16 protein-coding genes are annotated in these 17,023 nt (G+C 45.8%); 8 read left to right on the plus strand and 8 right to left on the minus strand.

Going from position 1 to position 17,023, the window contains the following annotated elements:
• Positions 1-132 precede the first annotated feature (132 nt).
• Both G517_RS0104540 and G517_RS0104545 read right to left on the minus strand, forming a co-directional pair.
• Positions 133-1,284: a methyltransferase gene (locus tag G517_RS0104540; protein WP_028303431.1), complete on the minus strand. Its 1,152-nt coding sequence runs from the start codon at positions 1,282-1,284 to the stop codon at positions 133-135.
• A 120-nt stretch (positions 1,285-1,404) separates the two neighbouring features.
• Positions 1,405-1,887, minus strand: coding sequence for a MarR family winged helix-turn-helix transcriptional regulator (locus tag G517_RS0104545; RefSeq protein ID WP_028303432.1), 483 nt, complete (start codon positions 1,885-1,887; stop codon positions 1,405-1,407).
• A 351-nt stretch (positions 1,888-2,238) separates the two neighbouring features.
• On the opposite strand from G517_RS0104545, the gene rarD reads away from it, so the two are divergent.
• Positions 2,239-3,159, plus strand: coding sequence for an EamA family transporter RarD (gene rarD, locus G517_RS17725; RefSeq protein ID WP_051206037.1), 921 nt, complete (start codon positions 2,239-2,241; stop codon positions 3,157-3,159).
• 127 nt (positions 3,160-3,286) lie between these two features.
• Here rarD and G517_RS0104555 read toward each other — a convergent pair whose 3' ends face one another.
• From G517_RS0104555 to gap, 5 genes are all read right to left on the minus strand, one after another.
• Positions 3,287-3,691 (minus strand): ectoine synthase, encoded by a 405-nt coding sequence (locus G517_RS0104555; RefSeq protein ID WP_028303433.1) that lies wholly within the window; start codon positions 3,689-3,691, stop codon positions 3,287-3,289.
• A 59-nt stretch (positions 3,692-3,750) separates the two neighbouring features.
• The gene (gene ectB, locus G517_RS0104560) at positions 3,751-5,019 is read right to left on the minus strand and encodes a diaminobutyrate--2-oxoglutarate transaminase (protein ID WP_036590353.1); all 1,269 of its coding nucleotides are present in this window, start codon (positions 5,017-5,019) and stop codon (positions 3,751-3,753) included.
• 127 nt (positions 5,020-5,146) lie between these two features.
• On the minus strand, positions 5,147-5,653 hold the full coding sequence (gene ectA, locus G517_RS0104565; protein WP_028303435.1) for a diaminobutyrate acetyltransferase: 507 nt from the start codon (positions 5,651-5,653) through the stop codon (positions 5,147-5,149).
• Positions 5,654-6,049: 396 nt separating this feature from the next.
• A complete protein-coding gene (pyk, locus tag G517_RS0104570; protein ID WP_036590355.1) occupies positions 6,050-7,465 on the minus strand; it encodes a pyruvate kinase in 1,416 nt (471 codons plus the stop codon).
• 28 nt (positions 7,466-7,493) lie between these two features.
• Positions 7,494-8,501: a type I glyceraldehyde-3-phosphate dehydrogenase gene (gene gap, locus G517_RS0104575; RefSeq protein WP_028303437.1), complete on the minus strand. Its 1,008-nt coding sequence runs from the start codon at positions 8,499-8,501 to the stop codon at positions 7,494-7,496.
• Positions 8,502-9,170: 669 nt separating this feature from the next.
• On the opposite strand from gap, the gene topA reads away from it, so the two are divergent.
• The 3 genes from topA to G517_RS0104590 all read left to right on the plus strand — a co-directional run bounded on the left by topA (position 9,171) and on the right by G517_RS0104590 (position 12,769).
• On the plus strand, positions 9,171-11,828 hold the full coding sequence (gene topA, locus G517_RS0104580; RefSeq protein WP_028303438.1) for a type I DNA topoisomerase: 2,658 nt from the start codon (positions 9,171-9,173) through the stop codon (positions 11,826-11,828).
• Positions 11,829-11,969: 141 nt separating this feature from the next.
• A complete protein-coding gene (locus tag G517_RS0104585) occupies positions 11,970-12,476 on the plus strand; it encodes a DUF6586 family protein (RefSeq protein ID WP_028303439.1) in 507 nt (168 codons plus the stop codon).
• 50 nt (positions 12,477-12,526) lie between these two features.
• Positions 12,527-12,769, plus strand: coding sequence for a hypothetical protein (locus G517_RS0104590; RefSeq protein WP_028303440.1), 243 nt, complete (start codon positions 12,527-12,529; stop codon positions 12,767-12,769).
• A gap of 120 nt (positions 12,770-12,889) precedes the next feature.
• Here the strand turns inward: G517_RS0104590 and lexA are convergent, their stop codons facing one another.
• Positions 12,890-13,507 carry a transcriptional repressor LexA gene (gene lexA / locus G517_RS0104595; protein ID WP_425413770.1) on the minus strand — a complete coding sequence of 206 codons (618 nt, stop codon included), beginning with the start codon at positions 13,505-13,507 and terminating at the stop codon, positions 12,890-12,892.
• A gap of 358 nt (positions 13,508-13,865) precedes the next feature.
• On the opposite strand from lexA, the gene G517_RS17730 reads away from it, so the two are divergent.
• From G517_RS17730 to G517_RS0104615, 4 genes are all read left to right on the plus strand, one after another.
• Complete coding sequence (locus G517_RS17730) at positions 13,866-14,561, plus strand: TetR/AcrR family transcriptional regulator (protein WP_051206040.1); 696 nt, start codon at positions 13,866-13,868, stop codon at positions 14,559-14,561.
• Between the two features lies 1 nt (position 14,562).
• On the plus strand, positions 14,563-15,117 hold the full coding sequence (locus tag G517_RS0104605) for a L,D-transpeptidase (RefSeq protein WP_084632063.1): 555 nt from the start codon (positions 14,563-14,565) through the stop codon (positions 15,115-15,117).
• Positions 15,118-15,295: 178 nt separating this feature from the next.
• On the plus strand, positions 15,296-16,312 hold the full coding sequence (gene nagZ, locus G517_RS17735; protein ID WP_036590358.1) for a beta-N-acetylhexosaminidase: 1,017 nt from the start codon (positions 15,296-15,298) through the stop codon (positions 16,310-16,312).
• A gap of 100 nt (positions 16,313-16,412) precedes the next feature.
• Entirely contained in the window at positions 16,413-16,976 is a 564-nt protein-coding gene (locus tag G517_RS0104615) for a hypoxanthine-guanine phosphoribosyltransferase (protein ID WP_028303443.1), read from the plus strand.
• The last annotated feature ends 47 nt before the right edge of the window (positions 16,977-17,023 follow it).

A 17,023-nucleotide genomic window follows, 5' to 3' on the forward strand; every position in this document is an offset into this window, starting at 1 on the left:
TTGCTGATGAAGAGAAGAGGCTTTATTTGAATAGCTTTTATTTGAAGTGCTTCTGAAAATCTCCTACTAACTAAAAGCCCCTCAGTAATTGAACATTGAATGTTTAATATTGAGGGGCTTTTATCGTTTCCGTTAGCGTTTTATGGCTTTTAAAACGACAAATTTCTTGTTACTAGCAATAACCGTACAGTTACCCATAAGGCGCTTAAGCGCACCTTGATAACCCAAATGCCTATTGCCTACCACCCATAGAGTGCCGCCTTGCTTTAATACTTTCTTCGATTCTATAAACATCTGCTGTGCAATAAAGTCTCCCACCACATTTTGCTGATGAAACGGCGGATTATTCATAATCATATCCACACTATTTTCCTCTAGCCCGCCTAGGCAGTCCATGGTGCTAAACTGTGCGCTTCGGTTTGGAAAAGCGTGCTGAAAATTGATGCGAGCAGAATCGACGGCCATATAGGACTCATCTACAAAGTGCAATTGAGCGTTGGGGAAACGTTCGGCAACGATTAAACCCACAATGCCATTACCGCAGCCAAGATCGACCATTGAAAGTGCTTCGTCGGAAACCGGCTGGCTTTTTACCAGTGTTTCTAAGAAGAAGCGAGAACCGATATCCATACCTTCCCGAGAAAATACATTGGCATGGTTGCTCATGGTGTATTCCTGTTGGGTGAATTTCTCTGGGGATAGATTTAAAGACAGAGGATAAGGGTTTTCTGGTAAGTTGATATCCGTAACGGTTGAAAAAATAAGCCGTGCTTTTTTAACCGCAAGGGATGTTTTTGTTGGGCCAATTAAGCGCTCAAAGAGCTTTAACGTATTGGTGTGAACCATCTTGGTCATCGCACCGGCGATAATGGTAGTCTTGGCATTAATAAAAGGGCGAATGCGGTGTAGTTGCTCTTCTAGCATCGCATGGCTTTTAGGGATTTTTATCAGCACAAGATCCAATGTTGTGTTTGGTGTTTGCAGGCTATTAATAAAATGAACGCTGTCTGGAGCGAGATGATTGTGCTGTAAATTCTGCTTGATCCCCTGCTCTGCTAAGTAAGAATCGCTCAGGGTTGTCGGCTTGTGTGTTGCAAGGGCAGTGCTTAAAGCCCCAAAGGTATCGTTGATAATCAGAATATTACCCTTGAGGGCAATATTTTCATCATTAAGATAGTTAAGGAGATACTCATCGGCGGCATCCCAAGCTCGTAGGCTGTCTTTAGGTCGGATAGGGAAACGGCTGAGTTGGAATTGACCTTGGGGAGTGTTGAGTTGTTCCATGGGATAAGCCTGTGTTATCAATCAAATAAGAGCATTTTAGCGTTAGCCAATAAAAAAACGACGCGCGCTACAATGAAAGAATCTGTCGCGGGCGTCGTCTTGGGATGTTGTCGAGCGGATTTACTTCTTTTCGGGGGTAAAACTACTGACTTCTAGGTAAGGTGCAGCATCCAGTTTTTCAGCATTCATCATTTGAGCAATACGTTGAACTGAGGACAGTAGAAGGTTTTGCTCCCAGTTATCTAAGCTTTGGAACTTAGCGATAAACTCTTCCTGTAGTGCCTTTGGCGAATCGCTAAGCAGCTCTTTACCGTTGTCTGTTAAAAGAACATGCACTTTACGCTTATCAATAGTACTGCGCTGGCGCACAACGAGATCTTTAACTTCCAGTCTATCCAAAATGGTCGTTACTGTTGCTTGGCTTAAATTGACCATCTGAGATAACTCTCGGATTGTGAAGTGCTCACCGCCCTTTTCTAGTTCTTGCAAAATAACCAGCTGAGGGCCTGTCAGGCCAGTGCTTTTATTTAGCCTTCTGGAGTGGAGGTCGATGCCGCGTATGATTTGGCGGATAGCTACAAGAACTTCTTCGTACGATTGCATGAGTCTTCTTAATATTAATCTAGTTGTGGAGTCTATCAATAGCTAATGATAACGGGTTTATAGGGTTTAGCTAGCATAAACTGACGGGACAGTCCTGAATTTTACAGGCTTTAAGCCTAGGGACGTTTTTTTATAAGCGTATATAAGCATGAGTTGAACTTTCGCTGTATCCCTAGCGGAGAATTGTCTATTTTTTTGAGTGCGAAAGATATATTTAACTCACTGAAAAATAAACAATATTTTGTTTTCAGTTGGTTTGTAGATCAGCGCTTAATCTTTTCAGTAAACCTGTTACCATCTCGGGTTAAATTTGCCATTGAATTTGTTATAGGGACGGGAGTCATCTGAAACATGAACGGTGTTATTTTATTATTATCGTCATCAGTGCTGTTTGCAGTGCTTTATTACTATCCCGCATGGCTGGTTCCACTTGATGGTGAGCAGATTTTTGGATGGCGTATGCTACTAACCTTGCCGAGTGTTAGCCTTTATCTCTGGCTGACGGGTGAGTGGCGACTTATCCTGTCTCTGGTACGGGAAATCAAACACAAACCTTTTCTTTGGCTAGGATTGCCGTTATCAGCTTTTTTGGTGGGGGTTCAGCTTTGGATGTTTATGTGGGCGCCGGTTAATGGCCGTGGTCTACCGGTATCCTTGGGTTACTTTATGATGCCTTTGGTGATGGTGGTTCTGGGGCGTATTGTTTATGGAGAACAGTTGTCGCGTTTACAAGTTCTAGCGGTAATCGCTGCTGTTTTTGGCGTAGGGTATCAGGTTTTTTATACCGGCGGGGTTTCTTGGGAAACGTTTGTCGTGGCTATCGGTTATCCACTTTATTTCTTACTGAGACGTTGGCAGGGCAATGATCACCTTGGTGGTGTTTGGTGTGATATGTTTTTGCTATTGCCCATGGCGGTTTGGTTTGCTTTCGGTTCTGGTGACCAAAGTGCTTTTACTGAGAATGCGTCGCTTTGGTGGCTCGTCATCGGTCTTGGCCTGATTAGTGCGCTGGCGCTAATTTTCTATCTGTTGTCAGCAAAAATGTTGACGTTCAGCCTTTTTGGTCTGCTCAGTTATTTAGAGCCGGTACTGCTGGTTTTTGTCTCATTGCTATTAGGAGAGAGTATTGCAGATCATGAATGGTTAACCTATATCGCTATTTGGATCGCGGTGGGCTTACTGGTGCTAGAAGGCATACAGAAGGCTTGGCGTTTTAAGCTGTATTCTAGTGGGTCAACTGATAAACAGAGTTTGGGTAACGGGCGTGATTAGTGAATGTAAAGGTGGTGCCAAGAAGAGGGGTACAAAAAAGTAGCCCGCTGCTATTGATTAAAGGCAGCGGGCTATTTTGTTCAAAGCAGCTAGTGCTGTTCGTTATCTGTTTTCGATAACCGGACTGCTATTCTGCCAGCTCATCAGCATCTAGTGGGTATACGCCGTTTTCATCATGTACTTCTTTACCGTTTAACGGTGGATTGAAGGCGCAAGCAAAAACAATATCTTCACCTTCGTGGGCTCTAAGTAGATGCTTGTCATTCTGGTCTAAGATATAGATGGTGCCGGGGCTAATAGGATAAACCTTTCCGTCGGCAACCGTTTCTACTTCACCGTAACCACTGATGCAGTAAACCGTTTCTAGGTGATTCTGGTAATGAATCGGCGTTTCAGTACCGGCATAGATCGTTGTGATATGGAAAGAGAAACCCATATTGTCATTTTTAAGAGACATACGAACGCTTTTCCAGTTATCGGATTTTACGCAGCGGTCGGTTTTTTCAACATCTTGAAGTTGACGAACAATCATGAAATACCTCGTTGTTTTTAACCTGGAGTTCAAAGTAAAGGCGTAACGTTGGCGTATTATTAGCTCGCCTTTTTTAGATCCATATGAGCACTGTAGTACTGCTCAAAAGCACGCTCTAGAACACTAAGGCCTTGGGCCATTTCTTCTTCTGTCACCGTCAGTGGCGGGAAGCATTTGACAACCTCTCCTTCAGGGCCGCTGGTTTCGATAATCAGGTTTTCTTTAAAGCATAGCGATGTAATATCATCGGCAATGTCACCGGATGGGCAGCAGATACCTTGCATCAAACCACGACCTTTACGGTATAAATCTGGGTATGTATCACTAATGCGGTTAAGAATTTGCTTCAGCTGTTCGCTACGAGCGTGGATATGGCTCGCAAACTTGTCGTCAGCCCAGTACGTTTCTAGTGCTTTTGTCGCCGTAATAAAGGCGTGGTTGTTGCCTCGAAAAGTACCGTTATGCTCACCTGGCTTCCAGATATCCAGTTTACGGTCAAACAAGGTTACCGCAAACGGTAAACCAAAACCGCTCAGAGATTTAGACAAGGTAACGATATCTGGCTTGATATCAAATTGATCAAAGCTAAAGAAGGTACCGGTACGGCCACAGCCCGCTTGAATATCGTCTGCGATAAACAGTATGCCATGCTCTTTACATAGAATAGATAGCTCTTTTAGCCATTTTCCTGATGCCGTATTCAGACCACCCTCACCCTGAACGATCTCAATGATAACCGCTGCAGGCATATCTAGGCCGCTGGAATTGTCGGTTAACATCTTCTTGAATAGCTCAAGGGTATTAAAGTTATCACCTAAGTAGCCATCGTAAGGCAGGCGCGTTACGCCGCTTAAAGGTTGGCCTGCTCCACCGCGATGGTGGCTATTACCGGTTGCCGCTAAAGCGCCCAGTGTGCAGCCGTGGAAACCATTAGTGAAAGAAACAATGTTATGACGTCCGGTTACTTTGCGTGCCAGCTTAAGAGCGGCTTCAACGCAGTTAGCACCGGTTGGGCCTGTAAACTGCACTTTGTAATCCAGTCCGCGGGGCTTCAGGATGATGTCGCTAAATGCCTGTAGAAAACCTGCTTTGGCTTCTGTGTGCATATCTAAACCGTGGGCAACGCCATCACTTTGGATGTATTCGATCAAGCTCTCTTTGAGAATTGGATTGTTATGTCCGTAGTTCAAAGAACCTGCACCTGCTAGAAAATCAAGGTATTCGTTGTCGTTCGTGTCATACAGCTTGCTGCCTTTCGCTTTGTTGAAAATAACTGGGAAAGAACGTGCGTAGCTCTGAACTTCAGACTCATACTCTTTAAAAATCATCGTGTGCTCCGTTATATTTTAATTCGTTAAATATCAGCATGTTGCTAGCTGCATTCTTGATTGATGGGGTAACTTGAACACAATCAAGGCTTAAAAGGACAGGCGTTGGGCCTTAACACTTCCAGTTTTACGGGTGCTGGAAAGGTCCGATCTCAAGCAGCTCTTCGGATTCGTGCAGACCGTGAAAATGCAACTCTTTGTCAAGGAAATCGAAAGTACGGGATTCGCATTTCAGAGTGCGGGTTAGGCCTGCAAACATCCGCCATGATGCGGTGTTATCCGGTGAAATCGTGGTGTGCAGCACTTTGGCTGGCTGGCTGGCGGGGCGATTGAGTATTTCAAGAATCATGCGCTTGGCAAGTTGTTTGCCTCGGGCATCCTCGTGAACGGCAACCTGCCAGATAAAGAGGGCTTCGGGTTGATCTGGGCGGATAAATGCGGAAACAAAGCCAATAAGCTTATCGCCTTCCCAGGCACATACCGATGTTTCTGCCCAAAGAGAGCAGCACAGCATGTAACAATAGCTTGAGTTCAGATCAAGTGGTGGTGAGTTTTGGATCAGGTCTGTAACAGCAAGACCGTCCTTTAATGCGGGTTGGGTAAATCTAATTAAGTCTATAATGTCACTATTCATAATATTTGTTTAGGGTTCAAAGTATATTTATACAATAACCCGCTGATATTTTTCTTTCAAGGGCTAATTTTTTCTGGAGTTAGTGCTTTTTATAGGGATTGTTAGCGTGCAAATGTTTTGTGGTGGTTTGTTTAGTGGTCTATTTCTAATTGATAGCAGGCTTGATGTTGGGCACAAAAAAAGCCTGACATCCCAGTAGGATTGCAGGCTTTAGCGTGGTTCGTGAGTTGTTTTAATTTGGTGCTTGGTGTGCACGACTTGCTTATTTATAGTGCGTTTTTTTGCGGTATTTGCCCGATGCTCTATACGACTATTTGGCGAATGTTTTTATTTGTACAAAGGCTTTTTTTACGTCATACAACAGGTTTTTTTATCGATTTAACCGTTTGTTTTAACTTATACAACGGGAATAATCGTCATCGTATGGGTGCCTTGATGGTCGCCTCGGGTCAAAATAACGGTGTCTCCAGCGGCAACAGCATGACGCTGTTTTAGCTCATCAATGGCTTTGTTAATCGATTCTGGGTCGGTACTACTGTGGTTAAAAGGTACGGTTGTAACGCCACGATAGAGAGCAACTCTCTTTTGGGTGCGCTCTTTGGCTGTAAACGCAAAAATAGGCAGGCCTGAGCGAATGCGAGACATCAACAGGGGGGTTAGTCCTGAACGGGTCATACAGATAATCGCTTTAACACCTTTTAAATGGTTCGCAGCATACATAGCAGAAAGCGCTACGGCTTCGTTAACATGGCTAAAGCCTTCGTGCATACGGTGATTAGACTGCTGGGCAACACGCTCAAGTTCTGCACCACGACAAAGACGGTCCATTGCCTGTACGGTTTCTAGCGGAAATTCGCCAACGGCGGTTTCTGCGGACAGCATAACGGCGTCGGTGCCATCTAATACAGCATTGGCAACATCAAACACTTCGGCACGGGTTGGCAGAGGGCTAGAAATCATAGATTCCATCATCTGGGTTGCCGTGATAACGACTTTGTTCAGGCTGCGGGCGCGTTGAATAAGGCGTTTCTGTACGCCAATAAGCTGTGCATCACCAATCTCTACGCCAAGATCGCCACGGGCAACCATAACACCTTCGCAGGCGTTGATGAGATCATCCATAACGTCGTCGTTAGCAACCGCTTCTGCCCGCTCAACCTTGGCAATAAGATGAATATCTTTGCCTTCATCGCCCAATAGCGCCCGAGCTTCTCGCATATCATCCCCGGTGCGAGGGAATGATACCGCAAGATAATCCATATCAAGGGCGATGGCCGTTTTGATATCTTTCCTATCTTTTTCAGTTAGTGCCGCAGCAGAAAGGCCGCCGCCTTGCTTATTGATGCCTTTATTGTTGGACAGTTTTCCGCCCACCGTGACGGTGCAGCGTACTTCCTGACCAACAACCTCGTTCACTTTGAGCTGGATGCGGCCATCATCTAACAGCAGGGTGTCACCAGAGATCACATCATTGGCTAGCTGAGGGTAATCAACCCCTACACGGTTTTGATCGCCAGCATCACGCTCTAGGGCCATGTCCAGTGTAAATAGATCGCCTACGGCTAGCTTGATCGGGCCATCATTAAAGCGAGCAACACGAATTTTAGGCCCTTGAAGGTCGCCTAATACGGCAACAAAACGACCGATCTCTTTGGCTGTTTTGCGAACGGCTTCAACCCGAGCTTGATGTTCCTCGGGTTCGCCGTGGGAGAAGTTAACACGTACTACGTCGATATATTGCAGTATTTTGGCAAGTCGTTCAGGGCTGTCCGTTGCAGGGCCTAAAGTGGCAACGATTTTGGTTCTACGCATTCTTTGTGATTCCTTAATCTTGCAGGTTTCAGAGCTTTGTTTGCATCAGTGCTTGCGCGGTATCCAGCATACGATTTGAAAATCCCCATTCATTATCATACCAAGCCATGACTTTAATAAGACGGCCTTGAACCCGTGTATGGTTACTGTCAAAAACGGAGGAGTCGGAGCAATGGTTAAAATCAATGGATACCAAGGGTAGGCTATTATAACCCATGACTGGTGAGTCTTGGGCGGCTTTTTCAAGGGTTCGATTGATCTGTTCTGCGCTAATAGGGTTGCTGACCACAATACTTAAATCCACCAAGGATACGTTGTTGGTGGGTACGCGAACGGCCAGACCATCGAATTTCCCCTCCAGCTCCGGCAGTACTAGTCCGATAGCGGCAGCAGCCCCTGTTTTTGTGGGGATCATGGACTGAGTCGCAGAACGGGCACGGTAAGGATCCGTGTGATAAACATCCGTAAGATGCTGGTCGTTGGTGTAAGCGTGAATGGTTGTCATCATGCCGCTTTCAATATTCAGGGTGTCATGCAGAACTTTCACCACAGGGGCTAAGCAGTTGGTTGTGCATGAGGCGTTGGAGACAATCTGGTGTTCGGCTTTTAGTATGTGTTCGTTAACACCAAAAACTACGGTTGCATCGGCATCAGGGGATGGGGCGGAAATTAACACTTTTTTCGCACCGGCGGTTAAATGTGCTGCGGCTTTATCTCGCTGAGTAAAAAGCCCGGTGCACTCAAGGACAACATCAATATTTAGCTTATCCCAAGGCAGTCTGCTTGGATCGCGCTCGGCGAAAACTTCGATGGTATGTCCGTCAACGGTTAGTGAGTGTTCGTCATGACTCACTTCATAGCCAAAACGCCCATGAACAGAATCATATTGCAGTAGATGCGCATTAATAGCCGCATCGCCAAGGTCGTTGATCGCGACAATTTCAAGGGTATCCGTGTGATGGCCTTCAAAATAAGCACGAAGAATATTGCGGCCAATACGGCCAAACCCGTTTATAGCAACTCGAATAATGGTCATGGTTTCTATCCTCGTTAAAGCGTGTTCAATAAAAAGCTTTATAGGAAGACTGTGCAGAGCTGGCGTGGTCGGCCCTTAATATTGCTGCAGGCTCTTCCTTGTTGAAAGGGTGAAAGTTGTTAATAAAAGGGTGAGAGTTTAAATGGTGTTGTTGATGCTTTTAGCGTGACTGTCTTGCTGGCTGACAGGGTCGTTCTGATGATTAATATGTCGACACATTTGTTTTTTCACCCAACTTCATCCTAAGATTGGAGGGTAACCGTAAGAAAAGCAATGCTTTTTCAAAAAGGCAGTCAGAGATAAAGGGTTGTAACCACAGTGTTTTTAGTCATTACAATGCTTTTAGATGGCCTCTCGCATCGTTTTAAGGCATAAAAAGCCTTTTTTGATGTTGGGGCTGGAACTCTTTAATCTGCTGGGGTAGTTTATACGCCTTTTTTAGGTAGTACTTGACAAGGTGTGTCGTATCTTGCAAAAGAGGCGCATATTTTTTGTTACCGAGTTAAATGTGTTATCGAATTAACCGTTGTATTTTTGGTTCTCTGGTCTGGATGTTGGTGCTGTCAGTGAGTTACTCGTTAGTTGCCTTCGAATAAATTACGCCAAAAGTACAGACTTACTTTCTTGAATATACTGTTTCTTAACAGCCTTAGATAAAGAGACGCTCTAATGGGAAAAGCACTGGTTATCGTCGAGTCTCCTGCAAAGGCTAAAACGATCAACAAGTATCTGGGCAAAGACTTCATCGTCAAGTCGAGTGTAGGTCATATTCGTGATCTACCAACGAGCGGTGGTGTAAAAGAGCCTATTGATGCTAAAGCGCGGGCCAAAGCGGCAGCGATTACCCGAAAGATGAGTCCGGATGAAAAAGCGATTCATAAAAAGCGCAAAGCACGAGAGCAATTAATTGTGCGCATGGGTATCGATCCTGAACATGATTGGGAAGCGCATTATAAAATTTTGCCGGGTAAAGAGAAGGTCGTTTCTGAACTGCAAAAGCTGGCAGCAGATGCTGACCAAATCTATCTGGCAACGGATTTGGACCGCGAAGGGGAAGCCATCGCTTGGCACCTGCGGGAAACTATTGGTGGTGATGAAGAGCGTTATCACCGCGTTGTATTTAATGAAATCACTAAAAATGCGATTCAGGATGCGTTTAAAGAACCTGGTCGCCTTGATATGAGCCGAGTAAATGCTCAACAAGCACGTCGCTTTCTAGATCGTGTTGTCGGCTACATGGTATCGCCGCTGCTATGGGCCAAGGTTGCCCGCGGCCTGTCTGCCGGTCGAGTGCAATCGGTTGCTGTGCGCTTAATTGTTGAGCGTGAGCGTGAAATTCGTGCCTTTGTCCCTGAAGAATACTGGGACGTACATGCGGATCTAAACCGTGATGGTACGATGGCTTTTCAGTGTGAAGTAACCAAAGAGAACGGTAAGGGCTTTCGCCCGACCAGTAAAGACCAGACTGATGCTGCCTTGGCTATTCTTAACTCAGCGGCCTTTACGGTTGCTAAGCGCGAAGACAAGCCAACGCAGACCAAACCTACGGCACCTTACATTACCTCAACGCTACAGCAGGCCGCGAGTACTCGCTTAGGCTATAGCGTTAAGAAAACGATGATGTTAGCGCAACGCTTGTACGAGGCGGGTTATATAACCTATATGCGTACTGACTCGACCAATTTGAGTCAAGAGGCCGTTGATAACTGCCGTGATTATATTGCCGATAATTTTGGTAAAAACTATCTGCCAGAAGATCCGGTTCGCTATAGCAGCAAGGAAGGTGCCCAAGAGGCCCACGAAGCGATTCGTCCATCGGATGTCACTCGTAAGTCAACGGCGTTAACCGGTATGGAGCGCGATGCAGAGAAGCTCTATGAGCTTATTTGGCGTCAATTCGTGGCTTGCCAAATGGTGCCTGCGGAGTTTATGAGCACTTCTCTGGTTGTTGCCTCAGGGCCGTTTGAATTGCGCGCCCGTGGTCGTGTGATGCAGTTTGATGGCTTTACCCGAGTGATGCCGTCTAACAGCAAAAAAGATGAAGATCAGTCTCTGCCTGATTTGCAGGTTGGGGATGTATTAACCCTAGAACAACTGCTGCCTAAGCAACACTTTACCAAGCCAGTTGCGCGCTTTACTGAGGCGAGCTTGGTCAAAGAGCTTGAGAAACGAGGTATTGGCCGTCCTTCGACCTACGCTGCGATTATTTCAACCATTCAGGATCGTGGTTATGCACGCCTTGAAAATCGACGTTTCTATGCGGAAAAAATGGGCGATATTGTCACCGATCGTCTCACGGAAAGCTTTAGCGACTTAATGGACTTTAGCTTTACCGCTCGCATGGAAGAGGCGCTGGATGATGTCGCCGAGGGCAAAAATGACTGGAAGAACTTGCTGAATAGCTTCTACAAAGATTTCAGTCAGCAGTTAGTTCAGGCCGAGTCTGAGGAAGGCGGTATGCGTCCGAATCAGGCCGTTGAAACTTCCATTACCTGTCCAAGCTGTGGCCGCCCAATGCAGATTCGCACAGCAAGTACCGGTGTTTTCTTAGGATGTTCAGGCTATGCCCTGCCACCTAAAGAACGCTGTAAAACTACGATCAATCTAACGCCTGGTGAAGAGGCGATTAGTGCGGATGCGGGTGATGAAGCGGAAACACAGGCATTACGGGCTAAGCGTCGTTGCCCTAAGTGCGGTACAGCCATGGAAAGTTACCTGATTGATGAGCAGCGCAAGCTTCACGTCTGTGGTAATAACCCAGATTGCACGGGATACGAGGTTGAGCAGGGCGAGTTTAAGATTAAGGGTTACGATGGCCCTGTGCTTGAGTGTGATAAGTGCGGATCTGAGATGCAGCTAAAAACAGGGCGTTTTGGTAAGTACTTTGGTTGCACCAGCGAGAGCTGCAAAAATACCCGTAAGCTGCTGAAAAGTGGTGAAGCAGCGCCCCCTAAAATGGATCCTGTGCCTATGCCGGAGCTAGCCTGTCAAAAAGTTGAAGATCATTATGTCCTGCGTGATGGTGCTTCTGGACTATTCTTGGCCGCAAGTCAGTTCCCGAAAAATCGTGAAACACGTCCACCTCAGCTGGTTGAAATTCTGCCGCACAAAGCAGAAATTGATCCTAAGTATAACTTTTTGATGGATGGCCCTACTCACGATGGGGATGGAAATCCAACCGTTATCCGCTTTAGCCGTAAGAATAAAGAGCAATACCTTATGACAGAAATAGAAGGTAAGGCCACGGGCTGGCAAGCTTTTTATGAGGGAGGTCAATGGGTTAGCCGTGAGAAGAAAAAAGCGGTACGAAAAACAGCTAAAAGCTAGTTCACATCCTGTGGATTTCAGCTAAACTGTGCGGAAAATGACGTCTATAAAAGGCCGGTTAAGACCGGCCTTTTAGCGTTCTGAATCTATGTGTTTTCAAAAGCACATGCCTATTTCTGGTCTGAATCAGGTTTTCCTTCTATGGCATCGTTTGCATCACGAACTATGCAGAAGCTCTATTCTGCACGGTTATTGTTACAACATTTCGATCAGATTGACGCACAGGATGAATTAATTCGTCCGGCGTATGCCTCTGCTCATTTTGAAGCGGTTGTGTTTCATCTTCAGGGTGCTTTACAGGCGTTACTGTATGAGATTGCAGAGACCGCTCGATTGCCAGCCGGAGAGTGGAAAACGCCGTCAGATTTACAGCAAGCGGCGGAAAAACATGGGTGTGTATTGCCGCAGCTTAACCGTGTGCTTGCATTAGAAGCAGATAGCTTTAGCTGGCTAAGCCAGCTGCAAAAGCGCTATCAAGCTTGCTGGCTACCTGAACCGAGTAAAGCGGAAGCAGTCCCTGTGGATTCTAATATAGATTTGATTTCGGCCGTAAGTGACTCGACATCAGATCAACAGCAATTACGTTTATGGCTGGATCATATGCACGCTTTTGTGGACGATTTACGTCAAACCATGCAGGAATTTTGATACAAGCAGCATGAACTGTCTCATTCTTTATTTTTTTAGAGGTAACCACCTTGTCTGACAGCCCGTTTCTTGAAATTGTTGAGCTTGCCGATGGCGATGTCATTTTGCAATCCGCCGACGACCATCAAGGTGAACCCTTGGTGCGCATTCGTTTTGCACCAGAGATTGTTGAGCACCTACGTGGCGCAAGTTTTGATATCGCCCGTGAAATGATCGATAAAGCGATTCAGGATAACCGCCTATGGGGCGAAGAGGATGAGGAAGGCCCAACGGAGCACTCGGTTATTCACTAGGGTAGATATGGATCGTGTGACGTGATTTTGATATTAAGACAATGAATTAACCCCCAATGGCTGGACAGCCTATATTGGGGGTTTTTTTAATGATTTTTTTAAGGATGGGGGAATAAAAATTTACTGCAAACCTTGCCCGTAACCGCCACGAATAATGCCGACGCCAATGCCTTCAATCGCTAGAGAGTCGGTTTCTAGGTCAACAATAATAGGTTCAAACTCTTCGTTTTCGGCAATGAGATAAACCAAGTTACCTTCCTGTTTAAAACGCTTCACAGTTACTTCGTCGCCAATACGAGCAATAACAATTTGACCATCGCGAATATCACCGGTTTGATGAACGGCGAGCAAGTCCCCATCCATAATGCCAATGTTTTTCATGCTTAGGCCTCTCACTCTTAGCATGTAGTGTGCTTTTGGCCTAAAAAAGCTGGCGCTAACACCAGAATAACTTTCGATATGCTCTTGAGCCAAAATAGGGCTACCGGCGGCAACTTGGCCGATCACAGGCAAACCTTGATGGCTATGCGTCGGTAGTTTGATTCCACGAGAGGTGCCCGGAATCATTTCTATGGCACCTTTGCGGGCAAGGGCTCTAAGGTGCTCTTCTGCTGCATTGGGAGACCGAAAGCCCAGTGCTTTAGCGATTTCGGCTCGTGTTGGAGGGTATCCGGTAGACTCCATGTGTGACGTAATGAAGTCGAGCACTTCTTGCTGGCGTTTAGTCAGTTTTATCATGATGTCTCATCTGTCATTTTATACAGCGTGTACTTGCATACAGTTTACACAAAAATAGCTTTTTGTCTTCCCCGATAGGCATTTTTATAAGGAATCTTTAAGGAGGGCACCTCAGGAGAGGAGGTTCGGTCATTATTTTTATGGCGATTTCTGATGCTTTTCTATAAATACTTCAAGATGATGCCTTTAATTGCCCTTGGTTGTGCGGATTCTTGACTTTGCTTCCGATTGTATTTATGTTTTAAACATTCGTTTGATAATTGCTTCTTGGTTAGCTTGTTGGTGCAGTGCTTTATATTGGGTCCCGTGCTCTTTAAGTTAGTCGTGCCGCAGTAAAAAGATACTTATAGAGGTGAGCATGGCTCAATTAGATACCGTCAGTCGTATTTTGGATACCGCTGAAATGTTGTTTGCTGAGAAAGGTTTTGCAGAAACCTCCTTGCGGACAATAACCAGTAAGGCCAAGGTTAACCTTGCTGCAGTAAACTATCATTTTGGCTCTAAAAAGGCTTTGATACAGGCTGTTTTTGCCCGTTATTTAGACCCTTTTTCTGCGCGATTTAATGATGAAATGGATCGGCTTGAAGAACAATACAAAGGTGAAGAGATCCCGTTGAATGCGGTTTTAGAAACCCTAACGACAACGGTTATTACCATGCCAAGCCCGACCCGTAATGGCTTGTCTGTTTTTATGCGTTTGCTGGGTTTGGCTTATACTCAGGCTCAAGGTCATATGCGCCGCTACCTACAGGAACAATACGGTAGCGTGTTTTTCCGTTTTACAAGTATGGTACGTGATGCTTCTAGTGATCTACCGGATGTTGAGCGTTTTTGGCGGCTGCACTTTATGCTAGGTTCCGCTGTTTTTACGATGTCTAGCTTAGATGCTCTTAAAGATATTGCTGAACAGGATTTTAATGAACAAACCCGAGTTCGAGATGTGGTTCAGCGGTTAATCCCTTTTGTCTCTGCCGGTATGTCGGCACCGATTCCTGATGTTCTGGCCGTTCCAGATGCTCTAACAGAGCCGAGTGAAGCGAGTGTAGAGATCTAAAATGACCCATGCTAACGAAGAGGGTGGTTATCAACCGGCATTAGCGCCTGACTGGTCGTTTTTTGCGACTTCTGGGCATTGGTTGCAAGTCGATATATCGCATCAAAAACTTTACGTCATTCGCAGAGGTATTGTTGAGCTTAGCTTTCCTGTTTCTACCGGCCTTAACGGCGTGGGGGAAGAGGAAGGCAGCGGTCAAACCCCGTTGGGTTGGCACTTGGTTCGTGCAAAAATTGGTCAAGGGCATCCGGCTAATGCGGTATACCGTGGGCGACGCTGGACTGGTGAGTGCTATACCGAGCAATTAGGTCGAGAAAACCCTGATAGAGACTGGATTCTAGGGCGCATCTTATGGCTGAGTGGCTTGGAACTGGGTCGTAACCGTCTTGGTAATAGGGATACGATGCGTCGCTATATTTACCTGCATGGCACTCCCGATACGGAACCTATGGGAATTGCTCAATCCCACGGCTGTATCCGAATGCGGCTACAGGATATTGTTTTGTTGTTTGAGGTTGTTCCCGTTTATTTGCCAGTCTATATTGGGAATGTTTAGCTATATTTGCTGAATGATGTAGTTTTTTCTGCATATAGTTCTACATATCGTTCCATTTGTTGCTTCTTTACTGTTTTTTTCCCTTCAAATACGGGCGTTGGTACGTTTAAGGTTTTTTTCTTGGCCGTTCTCTGCTAAATTTCGCGGTTTATTCACTTCTTTACAGGATAATGTCGCTATGACCCATGGTCCCCTAATGCTTGATCTGGAAGGGTACGAGCTGACCGATGATGAGCGTGAGCTGGCAGTTCACCCGATGGTGGGCGGTATTATTCTGTTTTCCCGTAATTATCGAGACCCTGCCCAGCTGGAATACTTAACACGCAGTATTCGTGAATTACGTCCTGATATCCTTATCTCTGTTGATCATGAAGGTGGCCGTGTACAGCGCTTTAGGAATGGTTTTACTCGCATTCCGCCAATGGCGAGTCTTGGCGCATTATTTATGAAAGACCCAGAAGCGGCTCTTGAACTGGCATGGGATATTGGTTGGTTAATGGCTTCTGAGCTATTGGCCTATGGGCTAGACTTTACTTTTGCCCCTGTGTTGGATCTGGACTACGGCACCAGTGATGTTATTGGTGATCGAGCTTTCTCAGGCCGTCCTGATGTTGTGACTCGTTTGGCAGATGCTTTGATTGAAGGGTTGCATGAAGCGGGTATGCCCGCTATTGGCAAGCACTTTCCTGGGCATGGCTTTGTGGCTGCAGATTCTCATGTGGACTTACCTGTTGATGAGCGCTCATTTTCAGAGATTGATGCTAGTTGTTTAAAACCGTTTACGGCGTTATGCCCAATGCTTGATGGTGTGATGCCTGCCCATGTGATCTATAAGCAGGTTGCACCGGAACCGGCAGGCTTTTCCCCTTACTGGCTGAAAGACATTCTACGCCGCCAGTTAGGCTTTAAAGGGGTGATCTTTAGCGATGACCTTGGCATGGCCGGTGCAGCCATAGCGGGCGATTATGGCGCACGAACCCATGCTGCTTTATCCGCCGGTTGTGACATGGTTTTGGTGTGTAATGATCGAGCAGGCGCGTTACAAGTATTAGATGCACTGGAGGACTATGAGTTTTCTCCGCGCTCGGAGCAACGTCTTGCTGCGTTAAGTGTGCATTCACGACCGACATTGGATGCCCTTGATGCAGACCCTCGCTATAACCGTGTAGCGGACTTACTTGAGTCACTTGTCTAAACGGCTCTGAGATATTCAATGAATCCCAGCTCAGTGCTTTAATGGCATTTAGCTGGGATTTAACTATTTGATGACATAAAAAAACCGTTGGAATAAAACAATGCCAGTCGAAAATAACCTGGAACGTATTAAAAAAGTCTTTACTGAATCAGATTGCCTTTGTACAAAAGAGCAGGTTGATTCCGCATTAGATAAAATGGCTGAAGACATTTCTCAGCAATTGGGCGATACACTGCCTGTTGTCTATTGTGTTATGAATGGCGGCTTAATTACGACAGGTCACTTGCTAACTCGTTTAGAGTTTCCTCTAGAAGTTGACTATATTCATGCGACACGTTACCGAGGTGAAACGACCGGCGGTGAGCTCTACTGGCGTGTGCCACCAGAAGTGAATATGAAAGACCGCACGGTTTTGATTATTGATGACATTTTAGATGAAGGCCACACTCTGGCTGCTATTCTAGAGTATTGTAATGAGCAAGGTGCAAAAGCGGTTTATAGTGCGGTTTTAGTCGATAAAATGCATGATCGTAAAGCTGAGAAAGGTATGAAAGCGAACTTCACAGGGCTTGACGTTGAAGACCGCTACCTCTTTGGTTACGGCATGGATTTCCAAGGATTTTTGCGTAATGCACCGGGTATTTATGCGCCTAAAGGTATGTAAACTCAAGTACATGTAGATCTAGACGTAAAGGCCGCTGGCAATGTGCA

The organism is Oceanospirillum maris DSM 6286, assembly GCF_000422865.1.
Lineage (GTDB): Bacteria > Pseudomonadota > Gammaproteobacteria > Pseudomonadales > Halomonadaceae > Oceanospirillum > Oceanospirillum maris.

Bases quoted from the DNA above. Each gene is read 5' to 3' on its own strand.
- G517_RS0104540 (WP_028303431.1), bottom strand. From the start codon at position 1,284: ATGGAACAACTCAACACTCCCCAAGGTCAATTCCAACTCAGCCGTTTC.
- G517_RS0104545 (WP_028303432.1), bottom strand. From the start codon at position 1,887: ATGCAATCGTACGAAGAAGTTCTTGTAGCTATCCGCCAAATCATACGC.
- rarD (WP_051206037.1), top strand. From the start codon at position 2,239: ATGAACGGTGTTATTTTATTATTATCGTCATCAGTGCTGTTTGCAGTG.
- G517_RS0104555 (WP_028303433.1), bottom strand. From the start codon at position 3,691: ATGATTGTTCGTCAACTTCAAGATGTTGAAAAAACCGACCGCTGCGTA.
- ectB (WP_036590353.1), bottom strand. From the start codon at position 5,019: ATGATTTTTAAAGAGTATGAGTCTGAAGTTCAGAGCTACGCACGTTCT.
- ectA (WP_028303435.1), bottom strand. From the start codon at position 5,653: ATGAATAGTGACATTATAGACTTAATTAGATTTACCCAACCCGCATTA.
- pyk (WP_036590355.1), bottom strand. From the start codon at position 7,465: ATGCGTAGAACCAAAATCGTTGCCACTTTAGGCCCTGCAACGGACAGC.
- gap (WP_028303437.1), bottom strand. From the start codon at position 8,501: ATGACCATTATTCGAGTTGCTATAAACGGGTTTGGCCGTATTGGCCGC.
- topA (WP_028303438.1), top strand. From the start codon at position 9,171: ATGGGAAAAGCACTGGTTATCGTCGAGTCTCCTGCAAAGGCTAAAACG.
- G517_RS0104585 (WP_028303439.1), top strand. From the start codon at position 11,970: ATGGCATCGTTTGCATCACGAACTATGCAGAAGCTCTATTCTGCACGG.
- lexA (WP_425413770.1), bottom strand. From the start codon at position 13,507: ATGATAAAACTGACTAAACGCCAGCAAGAAGTGCTCGACTTCATTACG.
- G517_RS17730 (WP_051206040.1), top strand. From the start codon at position 13,866: ATGGCTCAATTAGATACCGTCAGTCGTATTTTGGATACCGCTGAAATG.
- G517_RS0104605 (WP_084632063.1), top strand. From the start codon at position 14,563: ATGACCCATGCTAACGAAGAGGGTGGTTATCAACCGGCATTAGCGCCT.
- nagZ (WP_036590358.1), top strand. From the start codon at position 15,296: ATGACCCATGGTCCCCTAATGCTTGATCTGGAAGGGTACGAGCTGACC.
- G517_RS0104615 (WP_028303443.1), top strand. From the start codon at position 16,413: ATGCCAGTCGAAAATAACCTGGAACGTATTAAAAAAGTCTTTACTGAA.